Source organism: Bacillus sp. MD-5 (assembly GCF_002201875.1).
Classification (GTDB): Bacteria; Bacillota; Bacilli; order Bacillales; family Bacillaceae; genus Bacillus; species Bacillus stercoris.
The window spans coordinates 3,519,365-3,535,445 of the sequence record NZ_CP021911.1 but is presented as its reverse complement, the minus strand read 5'-3'; the positions used below and the strand labels follow the sequence as shown (position 1 = coordinate 3,535,445).

Genomic DNA, 16,081 nt, shown 5'->3' with positions numbered 1-16,081 from the left:
ACTATTTGTGAGAAGTTTTGTATATAGAAAACAACATTTTTGGGATTGACCCTAACGCTGCGTGATTGTTTACGATAAAAAAGAGGAGGTGTTATGTATGAAATATCAAGTCAAACAAGTGGCGGAAATATCGGGCGTCAGCATTCGGACGCTTCATCACTATGACCATATTGAGCTTCTGATTCCTTCAGCGCTTACTGATGCTGGGTATCGATTGTACAGTGACGCAGATCTGGAACGACTGCAGCAGATTTTATTTTTCAAGGAAATTGGGTTTCGTCTGGATGAAATTAAAGAGATGCTGGATCATCCGAATTTTGACCGGAAAGCGGCGCTTCAGTCGCAAAAGGAAATATTGATGAAGAAAAAACAAAGAATGGAAGAAATGATTCAAACAATAGACAGGACGCTTTTGTCCGTTGATGGAGGGGAAACGATGAATAAACGGGATTTATTTGCCGGATTAAGCATGAAAGACATTGAAGAGCACCAGCAGACATACGCTGATGAAGTCAGAAAGCTGTATGGAAAGGAAATCGCAGAAGAAACAGAGAAAAGGACGTCTTCTTACTCGGCAGATGATTGGCGCTCGATCATGTCTGAATTCGATTCGATTTACAGACGAATTGCGGCACGAATGAAACATGGGCCCGATGATGCAGAGGTTCAGGACGCAGTGGGGGCATTTCGCAATCATATTTGCCAATATCATTACGATTGCACACTCGACATTTTCAGGGGACTTGGAGAAGTGTATATCACTGACGCGCGATTTACTGATTCGATCGATCAATATGGAGAAGGTCTTGCCGCTTTTTTGCGGGAGGCGATCATTATTTACTGTGACCATCAAGACAAAACCCGGCCGTAAAGGCCGGGTTTTTGGCGCATCTTATAAGATCGGCGACAACAGCCGCGAGACGGATTCTTTTATTCGAATCCACAATGGGCGCTGCAGGTACTCCTCGTAGGTGAATTTTCTGGATACTAGCAAATCTTCTTTAAAAGTTGAAACCAGTTTTTTAGCAATGGTGATATCGTAAATAAATGCATTAACCTCAAAATTCAGCCTGAAGCTTCGGACATCAATGTTCGCTGTGCCGACTGAAGCGATTTCGTCATCCACCACGATGGTTTTCGCGTGAATAAAGCCGTTATCATAAATATAGACAGTCGCTCCGGCCTTCAGCAGATCGCCGATGTATGAAAGCGTGGCCCAGTATACGAAGGCGTGATCAGGCTTGTTCGGAATCATAATGTTGACGTCAATGCCCGAAAGGCAAGCGATCCTTAATGCATCCAGAAGGCTTGCATCCGGGATAAAATAAGGCGTTTGAATCAAAATGGAACGCTTGGCGTTCGATATCATTTTAATGTAGCCATTTTTAATTTGTTCCCATTCCGAATCAGGGCCGCTTGTGACAATCTGCATCCCGACGTTGCCTTTTGGGCCGTAATCAGGAAAGTGATTCGGAATATATGTCAGCGTATGGTGATGTGAAGCTTGGTTCCAGTCAAGGATGAACCGTGTTTGGATGGCGTGCACGGCCGTCCCTTGCAGCCTGATATGCGTATCCCGCCAATAACCGAATTTCGGATTAAGCCCCAGATACTCATCTCCGACATTAAAACCTCCGACATACCCGGTCATGCCGTCTATGATCACAAGCTTTCGATGGTTCCGGTAATTCAGCCGCAGGTTAATCGGCCTGAGCTTTGAAGGAAAAAAGACCTCCACATGCCCGCCAGCCTCGCGAAGCTCTTTAAAAAACTTTTTTCTCAGCGTTCTGGACCCGAGTTCATCATAAAGCACTCTGACCTGAACACCTTCTTTCGCTTTTTGGATGAGAGCGTCCCGCAATTTTTTGCCTAATTCATCACCTTTATAAATATAATACTGTAAGTGGATATGATCCTTAGCCTTTGAAATGTCATTCAGCAGCCGCTGAAATTTATCCCGTCCGTCTGTAATGACGTCAACTGAATTATCCTCTGTAAACACAGCATGATTATTCATGATCAGCATATAAATTAAATCTTTGTTATCAAAGGTTGCCCGGTTGTTGAACTGGAATTGCTTAGTTTCTAAATCTTCAAGCTGATGCTTCAGCAGCCTTTCGATTCCAATCTTTTTTCGGTCTTCCCATTGAAACAAATGCTTGCGTCTAAGATTATGGCCGAATAATAGGTATAAAATAAAGCCTAAAACGGGAATAAAGAAAAGAACAAGCAGCCACGCCCAAGATGCGCTGGCATCGCGCCGTTCTTTGAAGATGACAACGATCGCCAAAAGAATATTTAAAATGAAAAAAAGTGATAAAAGGATGGAAGAAATACTCACTTTGTAACCCCGCTCATTCATATTTATCAAGAAGATTGCCATTAGTATTCCATGAATAACAGTAATCTGATTCCCATTACAAATTATAACACTCACATTTTAAAAGAATAAAGAGCGGCGATCCAGATTCTTCGTGAAAAATACGGGCAGATTTCTTTAAAACCGGCTTGCACCTGCGTTAAAATAAACACATATGATAACGTTCGTGAAGCCTTGCAACAACAAATAAAGGGGGAGGATAACATGAACTTTTACAGAGTCGAACAAATGCCGGGGTTCATCAAAACAGAAATGCAAAAAATTCAAAAGGCTGTACAGCCTTTCATGAAAAAAACCGTCATTTACCGTTTTCTTGCTATTCCGCTTGCTGCATTCTCTCTCTTTAATTTAGCTGCTTTTCTATTTCACGCTTCAGCTGACAGGGGATCCCTGATCAGTGCGGGCATATTCGCTCTTTTGGCGGCGCTCGGGCTGGCGTTTTTTAAAGAGGCAGGCTATCAGCACAAACAAATCCAAAAAACGGTTCACATCTATATGCTGAACAGGATCAAAAAGAGCGACATCCTTTCAGAAGAACGGAAAAACTCCTACGCACGACAGATAAAGGAAGAACCGTTTGCGATGCGGAGTTTTGTTGAATTTTTGACTGAGGAAGACAGACGCAAGAAAATGTATGAATAAAAGCTGCACCCGGATTGTTGGATTTTCCAGACAATCCGGGTGTTTTTTTGTATGCAGATACCAGACCTCATGGACAGTTTTTTTGTTATTTATTTCTGGGTTGATTTTCCTCTACTAATGATGTCTGATTGTATGCTTGCTTCAATACTTGGTGTTTACGCCAGCCTGCTTTGATTGACAATTTTACGGAAATCGACAAATAAAAAAGGCATGGTTCCATTTGATCCGGAACTCATGCCCTGTCCTGTTTCATCATTATTCAAACACCGGATCGTCCTCATAATAGTAAGAATCCGGATCATCATACGAAGGGGTATTTTCAAAAGCAGCAATGCCGATTATTACCAGCACGAAAATGGCTACAATGATTCCGATCAGGCAGGTGACGATACTGGATGCTGCGTAAAACAGCTGCATTTTAATAAATGTCGCGTAATTTTCAAGCATGCTTTCGCCAGCGCTGCCGGCTAGATTTCCTTCGGCTTCAGCGGCTGCTTTTGCAGAGCGCATTAAAAATACGCCTGAAATAATGAGCAGTACGCCCGGAATGGCACCAATCACTGTCATTAAAGCAGACAGAGTAACAAGCGATCCCATAATAATGAACAAGATGCCGGAAATTTTGCCCCACTTGGCAATGGCGGATAGCGACTTGACAGCAGAGGCGCTCAGCTGGCGGATCTCATTTTCCGCAGGCGCAGTCTCCTGCTCAACGGGGCTGTTTTCTTCATTATGATTTTCCATTTCGTTTTCATCTTTATCCAAACTAATCATGACAGCTCTCTCCCTAAAATTTTTAAATCGTATCTTTTCCCGTCCATTTCGGCGATGCCGGGGAATAGTCCCCATTCTGCAAACCCGTGCTTTTCAAACAGCTTCAGGCTTGGTTTATTATGTCCGAAAATGAAGGCCATAAGTGAGCGGATGCCAAGATCCGGCGCAATGCAGAGCGCTTCCTGAAGCAAAAATGATCCAACACCTTTGCCGCGGCATGCTTCGTCAATGTATATGCTGACCTCCGCAGTTTTATTATAGGCCGGCCTTCCATAAAATGTTTCAAAACTGATCCAGGCAGCGACGTTTCCGTTTTCGTCCTCGGCAACATAGAGCGGACGTGACTCTGTATGTCCCAAAAACCATTCCATCCGATCTTCAGGAGTTACCGGTTCGGTATCGGCTGTTACCATTCGAGAAGCAATCGTTGAATTATAAATCGCAACAACAGCCTCCAGATCTTTATGTTCAGCAAGACGCAATGTCATGTTCATGCGTATTTGGCACTCCTCTCAAAAAAAATGACATATTTTCGTATTAGTCTGCGCAAACTACATCTAAAAAAAGTTTTTTTGGATAGGTGTATATATTTTCAGAAAAGTGTTCAGAATGTTGCTGAGGTGATGAAACAATGAGAGAGGAAGAAAAGAAAACTTCTCAAGTCAAAAAACTTCAGCAGTTTTTTCGTAAACGCTGGGTGTTCCCTGCAATTTACTTAGTCAGTGCGGCCGTCATTTTAACAGCTGTCCTTTGGTATCAATCAGTATCAAATGATGAGGTAAAGGATCAGTTAGCTGATAACGGCGGAAACTCTGCATATGACAACAACGACGATGCAGTTGAAGTAGGAAAGTCAATGGAAAATGTCGCAATGCCGGTTGTTGATTCTGAAAACGTTTCTGTTGTGAAAAAGTTCTATGAAACCGATGCCGCAAAAGAAGAGAAAGAAGCAGCACTCGTTACCTATAATAACACGTACAGCCTAAGCAAAGGAATTGACTTAGCTGAGAAAGACGGAAAAGATTTCGATGTTTCTGCTTCTCTGAGCGGTACGGTTGTCAAAGCTGAAAAAGATCCAGTGCTGGGATATGTTGTGGAAGTTGAACATGCCGACGGTTTGTCGACTGTGTATCAATCCCTTTCTGAAGCAAGTGTTGAGCAAGGTGACAAAGTAAAACAAAACCAAGTGATCGGAAAATCTGGCAAGAACCTTTACAGTGAAGACAGCGGAAACCACGTGCACTTTGAAATCCGTAAAGATGGAGTCGCAATGAATCCGTTAAACTTTATGGACAAGCCGGTTTCTTCTATTGAAAAAGCAGCAGCTGCTGAAGAAAAAGCTGCCACACAAGAAACAGAAGAATCCATTCAGCAATCTTCCGAAAAAAAGGATGGATCAACTGAAAAAGGAACAGAAGAAAAGTCCGGTGAGAAAAAGGACGATTCAACTGACAAATCTGGTTCTAAAGAAAGCAGCACAACAGAAGACACTGAACAGTCTTAATCTAGAAAACGTCTATCCGTGTGATGGGCGTTTTTTTTGTTACTTTCTGCTTTATTTAATCGTCTATGTAGTTACACATAAGCACGTAGACTATAAAGGAGGTTATGTCATGAACCGCCTATTGCTCGCAGGCTGGATCTTTTTTATCCTGCTTTCTGTTTGTACGGAAAGCTTCAGTGGTATGGTCGTATCGCAAACGGTGGCTTTTCATTTTCAGCCGCACCCTGACCTGTCTCAATTTTTCGTTATGGATTTTACTGAGCTTACTGTACCTGAAGCGTGTATTCAAAAAATCGGGCACGCGTTTTCCTTCTTTGTGCTGACTTATTTGCTGTGGAAACAGCGGGGCAGCATAAGATCAGCAGCAGTTGGCTCATTCGCGTTTGCTTTTTTCACAGAAGTTCTTCAGCTCTTCTTCAGCAGGAATGGATGCATTCGAGATGTGCTCATCGATGCTGTTGGAATTGGATTGTTTTATGGATTATATGTGTTGGCGAAGCGGAGAAAACAAGAGATGTATGAAAAATATTAAAGCCGGCTGTCTTGGTTAAAGACGCCGGCTTTTGTCTTTTTAGAAATTTTGATCGGTTGGTTTTTTCGTCAGTTTATTGATCATGGCTTCATAGATCCTCACGACCAAATCGACGAACGGGCGAAGCAGTTCTGAAAATCTAAAGAATAGGAACCCGATAATGATGGCGACAACGAGGCTGCCTAATACATCTACCGGATAGTGATGTCCCACCCAAATTCTCGAAAAGCCTGTCAAAAGCCCGAAAATGACAAGCGGCCAGCCGATTTTACGGTTTCTGAAAAGCATCGCGATAGAAATCGCTAATGCACCTGTCGTATGGTCACTTGGAAATGAAGCATCCGCAGCATGCGGTATCAATGTATGCACAGTATGCGCAACGAACGGGCGCGGTTCGAAATAAACAAGTGTAATCAAATAGTTGATCACAAGACCTGCAATTCCTGTGATGCCTGCGTAAAGTACATTTTTTCTGCTTTGTGTGTTCCCGAACAGCCAGATCGCCAATAGGATAAGGGCATAGGCGACAATGGCATATTCCGTGATGAAGACCATAATAGAATCGAGAACGGAATTGTGATGAGATAGACCATGGATGGCTTTAAAAATTTCGTAGTTCAAATAATCACCTTTTACATTTTTAATAATAGACTCATTATACTCATAAAAAGTTTCAAATCAAAAAGAGTTTGTCAGAAAGAATGACGCTTGAAGAGAATTCGAAGAGGGAGCAGTGTTTATGGGGGACAAAAAAAGAGACCCCGGAATTTCGGATCTCTTCTAAACCATTAAAGTGCTTCAGGTCCTTCTTCGCCTGTGCGGATGTTGATCGTATTGCTGATTTCATAGACAAATATTTTACCGTCACCCGGCGATCCTGTTTTCAGCACCCTTTTAGCGATCTCAGTCACTTGATCAACAGGCACCTTGCTGACCACGATTTCAATTTTTAGACGCTCGTATACATTGCTTTCTATTTTTACCCCTCGATAGAGCTCCGTATGTGCTTTTTGAAGGCCGCAGCCGTGAACATTGGAGAAGGTGAGAGAGGTGACACCGATTTTTCCGAGTTCCTGCTTCAGCTTTTCAAAATTTGCCGGACGCGTTACAATCTCTACCTTGAACATTTGACCGCTCATAACGTCACTCCTCACATAGAATCTTGATATGCTTTTTCCCCGTGCATCGTTAAGTCAAGCCCAAGTGATTCTTCTTCTTCGGTTGCACGAAGGGGAAGGAAGAGGCTTACAAATTTAATAATAACGAAAGTGACAATAAATACAAAAACATAAGTGGCGGCTATCGCGAGAATTTGTTTCCAGATTAAGCTTGCGTCACCGTAGAATAACCCATTTGCTCCCGCTGAGTTAACAGAGGTTGTTGCGAATAATCCTGTCGCGATTCCGCCCCATGTCCCGCCGATCCCGTGCAGGCCAAAGGCGTCAAGCGCGTCATCGTATCCGAATTTCTTTTTCAGCGAGAATACACCCCAGAAACAGACGGCCCCGCCGATGATGCCAATAATAATGGAAGAAAACGGTGTGACAAATCCGGCTGCCGGCGTAATGGCGACAAGCCCGGCAATCGCGCCGGATACTGCTCCGAGCATTGTCGGTTTTTTGTTAATGATCCACTCAACTAAGATCCAGCCGGCAATTCCGGCTGCTGCCGCGGTGTTTGTGTTGATGAAGGCATACATGGCCACGCCATCTAAGGTCAAAGCGCTGCCGACGTTAAAGCCGAACCAGCCGAACCAAATCAAGGCTCCTCCTAAGAAGGTGTAAATAAGGTTATGCGGAGAAGACGCTGTGCCATCTTTCCGTTTGCCTAGCACAATAGCAAGAACAAGTCCTGCCACACCGGAGGAAATATGAACAACGTTGCCGCCGGCGAAATCGAGCGCCCCAAGCTGGCCGATCCAGCCGCCGCCCCATACCCAATGCGCTACGGGTGTGTAAACCAAGGAGGACCATAAAACCGAGAATAAAAGAAAAGCGCCGAATCGCATCCGCTCTGCGAAAGCCCCGGAAATAATCGCTGTAGTCAGGACAGCGAACGTCATTTGGAACATCATGAATAACGAGTGGGGAATGGTATCGCTGTAATCTCCCGGATCAAATCCGACCCCTTTGAGGCCTGCCCACTCCAGTCCGCCGATGATGGAATTGCCTGGTGCGAAGGCAAGTGTATATCCGAACAGCACCCAAACGATGGAAACGATGGCAATGGAAGAGAAACTGTGCATGGCAGTGCTCAGCACATTTTTGCTTTTTACCATCCCTCCATAAAATAACGCTAATCCCGGGGTCATCAGCCACACGAGTAAAGCGCAAAAGAACATAAAAACTGTATCGCCCATTTGCATGTCTCATTCCTCCGTATCTTTCAGAATAAAAAGCAATTATTATAGTTCTTCATTATAGAGAAAAAAGAACGATAAAACATTTTCATGTAAGATTTCCTAACATGGTTTTTCAGGGAATGTTATCGAGGGATGGAAAGAAAGAAGAACAGCATTTTTTATGATATAAGACTTTATATCTATAAAAGAAGCTGTTCATATGAACGGAAAAGGGAATTGACATTGATTAGAAAGCTCTATACTGTATTAATTGTACTACATCAAATAATACACTGAGGGGGATGTATGATGAATAAAGGCGGCAGGTTGAGGAGAACGGTATGTAAGTCGATTCCCGCGACGTTCCGATTGTTTTTAGCCTTTAATTTTTTCGTGTATGGTTTGGCGAAAGTGGTGATTGGCCAGTTTGGCGAGGTGACGCCTGAAATCGAGGCGGCTGCCGGGAAGGGGTTTACCATCGCGTGGACATTTTTCTGTTATTCTCATGTCTATGAATTGTTTATAGGTTTTGGTGAAATCCTAGCAGCTGTTTTATTACTGATTCCGCGAACGGCTGCATTAGGGGCAGTTATTTTTATGCCCATTATAGTGAACATCGTCTTGATTAACTATTGTTTTGATATTGGCGTGCAGGATCTTAGCACGATATTAATGGTTATGTGTCTCATCTTGCTTTGGGTGGATCGCCGCAAATTCATAGGCATTTTCAGGCAGGAACCGATAGACGGCAGGCAGGTGATGAAGTGATGACGCCCCTTATGATTACAGTGCTTGCCGGTTTGTTCGTATGCACAACCTGTTACTATTACATAAAAGAAAAATCATGAGAAAACGCTCCTTCTGAGAATTTCACAAGCATCAAAAAAGAACTTAGGCAGTGTGAAGAGTAAAATATGCGATGTGAGAAACACTAACAGTATCAGGAGGAGACGTATGATGAATACACTCAACATTGATTTTCAAAAAACAGCATTGGTGATCATTGATTTACAAAAGGGAATTGTGCCGATTGATCAAAGCGGCCAGGTTGTCCCGAATGCGAAAAAGCTTGTAGATGAATTTCGGAAACAGAACGGGTTCATCAGCTTTGTAAATGTAGCCTTTCACGATGGAGCCGACGCTCTAAAGCCGCAAACGGATGAGCCCGCGCAGGAAGGTTCAAGGGAGATGCCGGCGGACTGGGCCGAATTTGTTCCGGAAATCGGTGTGCAGGATGGAGATTACACGGTGACAAAACGGCAGTGGGGTGCGTTTTTTGGCACGGATTTAGACTTGCAGCTGAGACGCCGCGGCATTGATACGATTGTATTGTGCGGCATTGCAACGAACATCGGGGTGGAAAGTACAGCGCGCGAGGCGTTCCAGCTTGGCTATCAGCAAGTTTTCATCACAGATGCGATGTCCACGTTCAGCGAGGAAGAACATGAAGCCACACTGCGCTTTATTTTCCCGAGAATCGGTAAATCGCGGACAACGGAAGAATTTCTGGAACAAGTGAAATGATGTTTTCGAAAAAAAGCCGGGCTGTTTTTTTAACAGCGGTGGCTTCTGGAACAATGCTGAATCCGCTGAACTCGTCTATGATTTCTCTCGCGCTCCATAGCATCCAGCATGAGTTTCACCTCTCGTTTACAACGGTTTCTTGGCTGATTTCCTCGTTTTACCTGGCAAGTGCCGTAGCGCAGCCTGTAACGGGAAAGCTCGGTGATTTAATTGGGCGGAAACGCTTGTTTTTATTCGGGCTTATTCTTGTAGCGGTTTCAGCCATCGGAGCGCCGTTTGCGCCAACATTTATGACATTATTGGTCATGCGGCTGTTTCAATCGGTGGGGAGCAGTGCGATTTATCCGTCAGGTGTCGGATTGATTCGGAATCATATTCATGAGCGCCAAGCTTCAGTCCTGGCTGTACTTTCGATCTTTGCGTCCGCCATGACGGCGCTGGGGCCGACAGTCGGCGGATTTTTGATTGTGTGGGGCGGCTGGCCGGCGATCTTTATCGTTAATTTGCCGTTTATTATCCTCAGCTTCTTTTTGGGCCTGTATATGTTCCCGGAGGATCAGAAAAAAGGGGCAGGAATCAAAACGATTATTCGGCAGCTCGACATTCTTGGAATTGTTTTATTTGCCGGGGGAATCATTTTCCTTCTATCCTTCCTGCTGTCGTTCAGCACGTCGCCGCATGCGGTTGAAGGTGTGCTTGGCGTGCTTCTGCTCTGTGCGTTTGTCTGGCGCGAGCTGAAAACGGATAAGCCCTTCATTGATGTCCGTCTGTTTAAAACACAGCGAAACCTGTCAGCTGTATATGTTCAATTTATTTTGCTGAATGTTTTCTTCTATTGTTTATTTTTTGGCCTGCCAAGTTATTTTCAGGATGAAATGCACCTTTCTGTTCAAACGAGCGGCCTGTTTATGCTGTTTATGTCTGGAATGAGCATCATTGTGTCACCTGTTACGGGCAAATGGATCGACCGATCAGGTGTTGTCAAGCCAATCTTTGCTGGAGCGCTTTTGATGACGGCTGGAGCTGTGCTCTTAACCATCTTTTTTATCAATGTCGAGACCATCGGGAAAGGCCTCATTCTATCGCTCTTGGGCATAGGCTACGGACTGGGAAATGTCGCGCTTCAGGCAGCAATGCTGAAAACGAGTCCTTCCAACATGGTAGGAACGACTTCCGGCCTGTTTCAAACCTGCCGTTACCTAGGATCGATTTTGTCTTCGGTGATTCTTGGCATTCTTTTTGGTGAGGAAATCACGGCAGCCCATTTTGATATGATGGGAATCATTATGATCATCACGGGAGGAGCAAGCCTGTTAATGGCTGTGAGATTTGCTGCATTAATGAAAATTGCATCTTGAGAAAGAGACGGGCTCTGAGGGTCTGTCTCTTTTTCTTGTTTAGGCTGTTCAAATACAAATAAGAAAATTGTACATCATAGCCAATGTTATTGTCTGATTCTTCAGTTATATTAAGTGACATCGAATGTCAGAAAACTGTACATGAAATGGAAAGCAGACAATATCGAAAGGGGAGCCGGCTATGAAATTAAAAGAGAGTCAGCAGCAATCCAACAGGTTGAGCAATGAAGATCTGGTGCCTTTGGGGCAGGAAAAACGGACATGGAGAGCAATGAACTTTGCGTCCATTTGGATGGGATGTATACATAATATACCGACATACGCGACGGTGGGAGGATTAATCGCGATCGGCCTTTCGCCTTGGCAGGTGCTGGCGATCATTATTACGGCATCGCTTATCTTATTTTGCGCTCTTGCCTTAAACGGCCATGCGGGGACAAAATACGGGCTGCCGTTTCCAGTGATCATCCGGGCTTCTTACGGGATATACGGCGCAAATATCCCCGCTCTTCTGAGGGCGTTTACAGCCATCATGTGGCTTGGCATCCAGACCTTTGCGGGCAGCACGGCACTGAACATTTTGCTTTTGAATATGTGGCCGGGCTGGGGTGAAATTGGCGGCGAGTGGAACATTCTCGGCATTCACTTGTCTGGTTTGCTTTCTTTTGTATTCTTTTGGGCCGTTCATTTACTCGTATTGCATCACGGCATGGAGTCAATTAAACGTTTTGAGGTATGGGCAGGGCCTTTAGTGTATCTGGTATTTGGCGGCATGGTATGGTGGGCCGTCGATATTGCCGGAGGATTGGGACCGATATACTCTCAGCCAGGAAAGTTCCATACGTTCTCAGAAACATTCTGGCCGTTTGCTGCCGGAGTGACCGGCATCATCGGCATCTGGGCGACATTAATTTTAAATATACCTGATTTTACACGGTTTGCTGAAACGCAAAAGGAGCAAATCAAAGGGCAATTTTACGGTTTGCCGGGAACATTCGCGCTGTTCGCTTTCGCCAGTATTACGGTGACCTCCGGCTCGCAGGTCGCGTTCGGAGAACCGATTTGGGATGTTGTCGATATTTTGGCGCGGTTTGATAACCCTTATGTCATCGTCTTGTCCGTCATCACGCTCTGCATCGCCACGATCTCTGTAAACGTCGCGGCGAACATCGTATCGCCCGCTTATGATATAGCGAATGCCCTGCCGAAATATATTAATTTCAAACGCGGCAGCTTTATCACAGCGTTGCTCGCTTTATTTACGATTCCGTGGAAGCTGATGGAGAGTGCGACAAGCGTGTATGCGTTTCTCGGCTTAATAGGCGGCATGCTTGGACCGGTGGCAGGCGTGATGATGGCCGATTATTTTATCATTCGCAAACGTGAGCTCTCGGTAGATGACTTGTATTCCGAAACAGGACGGTATGTGTATTGGAAGGGCTACAATTACCGTGCGTTCGCAGCCACAATGTTAGGCGCGCTGATTTCGCTGATTGGCATGTATGTTCCTGCATTAAAGAGCTTATACGATATCTCTTGGTTTGTAGGTGTGCTGATCTCCTTTCTTTTCTACATTGTTCTGATGCGTGTTCACCCGCCTGCATCGTCGGCGATTGAAACGGTTGAACCTGCACAGGTCCGCCAGGCTGAATAAGATCTATATAAACGGTATATTTTCATATTTTTGAAATGGTTTTCCATAAATAGAGCATTTATAATGGTTTTAGAAATCTATTCTAAAACGAAATGGGAATCGAAAATGAGAAAAAGGTATTTTATTCTTTTGGCAGGTGTTTTAGCGCTGGGCATCCTTGCTTTCGTGTTTGATAAGACAAAAGCGAATGAGGAAAGAGATGAAGACTGCCTATATGTTTCGCCAAATGGCAGTGATCAAAATGAAGGAACAAAAGAAAAACCGTTTCGTACATTGGCACACGCATCTGAGAAGGCAGCTCCCGGCACAACCGTCATGATTCGGGAGGGCACATATCATGAAATCCTTGATGTGAAGCACAGCGGTACGGACGGAAAGCCTATCACGTTCCGAAACTATGAAAATGAAAACGTCGTGATTACCGGTGAATCCGTTGCGAACGCTGAATATGAAACACCGCTGATTCGCATTCACGATAAACATGACATTGCCATCAGCGGTTTAACGATTCAAGATCTTTCTGTTTCATCTGAGAAAGCAACTGCTATGGGGATTTATGTGTCAGGGTCCAGCAGTCATATCGCCATTAAGGATAATCATATCCAGGGTATTAAGACAACAGCGGATGAAGGAAATGCCCACGGAATCGCAGTTTATGGGACTGGCAGCATGAAGGACATCCGAATCGAGGACAATACAGTTGAGAAACTGACGCTTGGAGCGAGTGAAGCAGTTGTGCTGAACGGTAATATCGATGGCTTCACTGTTGCAGGCAATGTGGTCCGCAATAATAACAACATCGGGATTGACCTAATTGGTTATGAGGGAACCGCAGATAAAAACGATTACGTGCGAAACGGTGTCGTGGAAAACAATACGGTTTATCAAAACTCGACTTACGGCAATCCTGCCTATGGGGACGACTACTCAGCGGGCGGGATTTATGTCGATGGCGGAAACGGTATCGAGATTAAGAACAACACAGTTTACGATAACGATATTGGGATTGAAGCAACATCTGAACACAAAGGAAAGTATGCAAATGCCATTCAGATCACAGATAACAAAGTGTACAACAATGCGTACACCGGTATTTCAATCGGAGGATATGACAAAAAGCGGGGCGGCACCAGCAATTCTCTGATTGCCCGCAATATTATGTACCGGAATGACACAAAGGGACTGTACGGCGGACAGCTGCTGCTGCAGTACGATACGAAAAACAACACTATTGAAAAGAATATCTTGACGGCCGGTGATTCCAGGTTATTTATCGGAAACGATTTTACAGAAAATGAAGGAAATACGGTCAATCATAACGTGTACCACAAGGAAGCGGATCAAGACGGAATATGGATGTGGAAAAAGAAAGAATATGATTCGTTTTCGTCGTATCGAAAAGCAACAAATAACGATTCGCAATCCATTTATGCCGATCCGATGTATCGTGATGAAGAGTCGTATGACTTTACGCTAGATCCTGATTCACCTGCGCGGAAAGTCATTGAATAATTGCTATAAGCGGCGTTCTCTCGTTCAATCGAGCGGAACATTTTTTTTAGATGCAAAAAAGACTGCCGGGATTTCCCGGCAGTCTGACAAGTTATTCTGCAATAGACACTTTTCCTTCAGCCTCTGCAGGTTTTTTCTGGCTCCACGTGTAGAGGAGCAGGGCAATTAAAACGAACAGCCCCGCTGTTAAATAAATGGCAGAGAAGCCGGCAGATGCTACAAACAATCCGAATACATACGATCCTACAGCAATTCCGCTGTCAAAGAAGGTAAAGAACGTTGCCGTTGCAAAACCGGAGCGGTGAGCCGGAGATTTCTGAATCGCCAATGTTTGCATACATGGAACGATTGATCCGTATCCAAGCCCGATAACCGCTCCTGAAAGCAGAAGCATCAAGCCGCTGTGTGTGAAGGACAGCATGCAGAGTCCCACAGAGAAAATCAGGATTGATGGGTAAATGACAATGCCAGGTCCGACTTTGTCGAACAGTTTCCCTGTGAACGGACGTGCAATCATCATTGTCACCGCAAAGCAAACAAAGAAATATCCGCTGATATCCGAAAGATCAACTGATTTGGCGAATACAGACAGATATGATGTAACAGTTGAATAACAGAAAGAAATAAACAAACCGACCGTCGCAATTTTGAGTGCGCCTTTTTCAAACATATCCGAGAACGCAAAACGGAATACAGTCGTGCCGCTGTCTTTACTTTGCGGCACTTTTATTAAGAACGAAACAAGTAAGCCCGCAACCATAAACAGCGCAAAGGCTGTAAAGAATACAGGGAAGCTGACCACCCTCATCAAATTCAGGCCAAGGAAAGGCCCGATCGCCATAGCCAGGTTCATGGACATGGCAAAGTATCCAAGCCCTTCACCGCGCCGTTTGGCTGGAATAATATCAGCGGCAATTGCACCTGTGACAGTCGTTAAAATGCTGAACCAAATCCCTTGGAAGAACCGCAATCCGAGCAGCAGGGAAAAGTTATGAATCGGCATATACAGAAAAGATGATAGGGCGAATAACGCCATCGATACAATCGCCATTCTTTTCTTTCCGAAACGCTCAATAATGGCCCCGGAGAATGGCCGAGTAATGATCGCAGACAGAAGGAACAGGCTGATTAAAAGCCCGCCTTGTGATTCTGTGCCGCCAAGCTCTTGAAGCGTATAGATCGGCAATACAGTTAAAAATGTATAAAAGAACACAAACACAAATAAATTGACAAGCAGGACCATAATAAAATCCTTGGTCCATATCGCATCCGCTTTTTTCAAATGTATGTCACTTCCTTATTATCATTGTTGTAAAAACATGCGGAATAAATGAGAAAAGGCTTCTTTATCTTCATCCCGGAAATCTGCAAGCAGCTCTTCCTCGAATTTCAGCATTTTCACATTGATTTCTTCGTATTTTTTCTCGGCTTCTTTGGTGAGGACAACAAGTTTTTCCCGTTTGTCTTCACCTTGCCGTCTCTGGACCCAGCCGTTCTCCTCCAGGCGTTTGATCGTCCGTGTGACAGTCGGCGCTTCCACATTTAAATAGGACCAAATCTCTTTTTGAGTCATTGGTCCGATCGTACGCAAACAATATAAAACTGACCATTGAGATGAATAAAGGCCGAATGGCTCCAACTGTTCATTGGCTTTCTTGGCAATCAGGCGGGCGCTTTGGTTGATTTGATGAATGAGGTGTCTGTTGACGTAGGTCATGTCTGTCTCCTTCTAAAAAACTTACCTAAGTAACTAATTGCTTATTTCATTCTACAGGAGCGATGAATAGATGTAAAGATGAAAATTTAGTGACGCGAAATAGTTTGCTGATGCTGAAAAAGTTCGTTTCACCCCTTGTCCTT

17 protein-coding genes are annotated in these 16,081 nt (G+C 44.4%); 9 read left to right on the top strand and 8 right to left on the bottom strand.

Annotation, left to right across the window (positions count from 1 at the left end):
* The first annotated feature begins 97 nt into the window (after positions 1–97).
* Positions 98–871, top strand: coding sequence for a transcriptional activator Mta (gene mta, locus CDO84_RS17835; protein ID WP_040081567.1), 774 nt, complete (start codon positions 98–100; stop codon positions 869–871).
* A gap of 21 nt (positions 872–892) precedes the next feature.
* Here mta and cls read toward each other — a convergent pair whose 3' ends face one another.
* Positions 893–2,341, bottom strand: coding sequence for a cardiolipin synthase (cls, locus tag CDO84_RS17830; RefSeq protein WP_040081569.1), 1,449 nt, complete (start codon positions 2,339–2,341; stop codon positions 893–895).
* Between the two features lie 243 nt (positions 2,342–2,584).
* On the opposite strand from cls, the gene CDO84_RS17825 reads away from it, so the two are divergent.
* Positions 2,585–3,022: a DUF5392 family protein gene (locus CDO84_RS17825; RefSeq protein ID WP_014665686.1), complete on the top strand. Its 438-nt coding sequence runs from the start codon at positions 2,585–2,587 to the stop codon at positions 3,020–3,022.
* A gap of 255 nt (positions 3,023–3,277) precedes the next feature.
* Here the strand turns inward: CDO84_RS17825 and CDO84_RS17820 are convergent, their stop codons facing one another.
* Positions 3,278–3,796, bottom strand: a complete 519-nt coding sequence (locus tag CDO84_RS17820; protein ID WP_040081570.1) for a DUF5362 family protein — start codon at positions 3,794–3,796, stop codon at positions 3,278–3,280.
* On the bottom strand, positions 3,793–4,284 hold the full coding sequence (locus CDO84_RS17815) for a GNAT family N-acetyltransferase (RefSeq protein WP_082032966.1): 492 nt from the start codon (positions 4,282–4,284) through the stop codon (positions 3,793–3,795). The genes CDO84_RS17820 and CDO84_RS17815 overlap by 4 nt, the downstream gene beginning before the upstream one ends.
* 143 nt (positions 4,285–4,427) lie before the next feature.
* Between CDO84_RS17815 and spoIIQ the strand changes: the two genes are divergently transcribed.
* The gene (gene spoIIQ, locus CDO84_RS17810) at positions 4,428–5,300 is read left to right on the top strand and encodes a stage II sporulation protein SpoIIQ (RefSeq protein ID WP_014665681.1); all 873 of its coding nucleotides are present in this window, start codon (positions 4,428–4,430) and stop codon (positions 5,298–5,300) included.
* Between the two features lie 109 nt (positions 5,301–5,409).
* Positions 5,410–5,832 (top strand): VanZ family protein, encoded by a 423-nt coding sequence (locus CDO84_RS17805; protein WP_014665680.1) that lies wholly within the window; start codon positions 5,410–5,412, stop codon positions 5,830–5,832.
* Between the two features lie 39 nt (positions 5,833–5,871).
* On the opposite strand, the gene bcrC is transcribed toward CDO84_RS17805, so the two are convergent.
* From bcrC to amtB, 3 genes are all read right to left on the bottom strand, one after another.
* Positions 5,872–6,453, bottom strand: coding sequence for an undecaprenyl-diphosphate phosphatase BcrC (gene bcrC, locus CDO84_RS17800; protein WP_014665679.1), 582 nt, complete (start codon positions 6,451–6,453; stop codon positions 5,872–5,874).
* Between the two features lie 167 nt (positions 6,454–6,620).
* Positions 6,621–6,971, bottom strand: coding sequence for a P-II family nitrogen regulator (locus CDO84_RS17795; protein WP_014665678.1), 351 nt, complete (start codon positions 6,969–6,971; stop codon positions 6,621–6,623).
* An 11-nt stretch (positions 6,972–6,982) separates the two neighbouring features.
* Positions 6,983–8,197: an ammonium transporter AmtB gene (gene amtB, locus CDO84_RS17790; protein WP_014665677.1), complete on the bottom strand. Its 1,215-nt coding sequence runs from the start codon at positions 8,195–8,197 to the stop codon at positions 6,983–6,985.
* A 282-nt stretch (positions 8,198–8,479) separates the two neighbouring features.
* Here amtB and CDO84_RS17785 point away from each other — a divergent pair, with 282 nt between their 5' ends.
* From CDO84_RS17785 to CDO84_RS17765, 5 genes are all read left to right on the top strand, one after another.
* A complete protein-coding gene (locus CDO84_RS17785) occupies positions 8,480–8,941 on the top strand; it encodes a hypothetical protein (RefSeq protein ID WP_082032943.1) in 462 nt (153 codons plus the stop codon).
* A gap of 186 nt (positions 8,942–9,127) precedes the next feature.
* Positions 9,128–9,697: a hydrolase gene (locus tag CDO84_RS17780; RefSeq protein WP_040081574.1), complete on the top strand. Its 570-nt coding sequence runs from the start codon at positions 9,128–9,130 to the stop codon at positions 9,695–9,697.
* Positions 9,697–11,055, top strand: coding sequence for an MFS transporter (locus tag CDO84_RS17775; protein WP_040082496.1), 1,359 nt, complete (start codon positions 9,697–9,699; stop codon positions 11,053–11,055). Before CDO84_RS17780 ends, CDO84_RS17775 begins: the two co-directional genes overlap by 1 nt.
* Before the next feature lie 181 nt (positions 11,056–11,236).
* Entirely contained in the window at positions 11,237–12,709 is a 1,473-nt protein-coding gene (gene pucI, locus CDO84_RS17770) for an allantoin permease (RefSeq protein ID WP_040081576.1), read from the top strand.
* A gap of 105 nt (positions 12,710–12,814) precedes the next feature.
* The gene (locus CDO84_RS17765; RefSeq protein WP_040082497.1) at positions 12,815–14,221 is read left to right on the top strand and encodes a right-handed parallel beta-helix repeat-containing protein; all 1,407 of its coding nucleotides are present in this window, start codon (positions 12,815–12,817) and stop codon (positions 14,219–14,221) included.
* 91 nt (positions 14,222–14,312) lie between these two features.
* Here the strand turns inward: CDO84_RS17765 and CDO84_RS17760 are convergent, their stop codons facing one another.
* Both CDO84_RS17760 and CDO84_RS17755 read right to left on the bottom strand, forming a co-directional pair.
* The gene (locus CDO84_RS17760) at positions 14,313–15,503 is read right to left on the bottom strand and encodes an MFS transporter (protein WP_040081577.1); all 1,191 of its coding nucleotides are present in this window, start codon (positions 15,501–15,503) and stop codon (positions 14,313–14,315) included.
* A gap of 21 nt (positions 15,504–15,524) precedes the next feature.
* Positions 15,525–15,938, bottom strand: a complete 414-nt coding sequence (locus tag CDO84_RS17755) for a MarR family winged helix-turn-helix transcriptional regulator (protein ID WP_003235672.1) — start codon at positions 15,936–15,938, stop codon at positions 15,525–15,527.
* Between the last annotated feature and the right edge of the window lie 143 nt (positions 15,939–16,081).

Bases quoted from the DNA above. Each gene is read 5' to 3' on its own strand.
- mta (WP_040081567.1), top strand. From the start codon at position 98: ATGAAATATCAAGTCAAACAAGTGGCGGAAATATCGGGCGTCAGCATT.
- CDO84_RS17825 (WP_014665686.1), top strand. From the start codon at position 2,585: ATGAACTTTTACAGAGTCGAACAAATGCCGGGGTTCATCAAAACAGAA.
- CDO84_RS17820 (WP_040081570.1), bottom strand. From the start codon at position 3,796: ATGATTAGTTTGGATAAAGATGAAAACGAAATGGAAAATCATAATGAA.
- CDO84_RS17815 (WP_082032966.1), bottom strand. From the start codon at position 4,284: ATGACATTGCGTCTTGCTGAACATAAAGATCTGGAGGCTGTTGTTGCG.
- spoIIQ (WP_014665681.1), top strand. From the start codon at position 4,428: ATGAGAGAGGAAGAAAAGAAAACTTCTCAAGTCAAAAAACTTCAGCAG.
- CDO84_RS17805 (WP_014665680.1), top strand. From the start codon at position 5,410: ATGAACCGCCTATTGCTCGCAGGCTGGATCTTTTTTATCCTGCTTTCT.
- CDO84_RS17795 (WP_014665678.1), bottom strand. From the start codon at position 6,971: ATGAGCGGTCAAATGTTCAAGGTAGAGATTGTAACGCGTCCGGCAAAT.
- amtB (WP_014665677.1), bottom strand. From the start codon at position 8,197: ATGCAAATGGGCGATACAGTTTTTATGTTCTTTTGCGCTTTACTCGTG.
- CDO84_RS17785 (WP_082032943.1), top strand. From the start codon at position 8,480: ATGATGAATAAAGGCGGCAGGTTGAGGAGAACGGTATGTAAGTCGATT.
- CDO84_RS17780 (WP_040081574.1), top strand. From the start codon at position 9,128: ATGATGAATACACTCAACATTGATTTTCAAAAAACAGCATTGGTGATC.
- CDO84_RS17775 (WP_040082496.1), top strand. From the start codon at position 9,697: ATGTTTTCGAAAAAAAGCCGGGCTGTTTTTTTAACAGCGGTGGCTTCT.
- pucI (WP_040081576.1), top strand. From the start codon at position 11,237: ATGAAATTAAAAGAGAGTCAGCAGCAATCCAACAGGTTGAGCAATGAA.
- CDO84_RS17765 (WP_040082497.1), top strand. From the start codon at position 12,815: ATGAGAAAAAGGTATTTTATTCTTTTGGCAGGTGTTTTAGCGCTGGGC.
- CDO84_RS17755 (WP_003235672.1), bottom strand. From the start codon at position 15,938: ATGACCTACGTCAACAGACACCTCATTCATCAAATCAACCAAAGCGCC.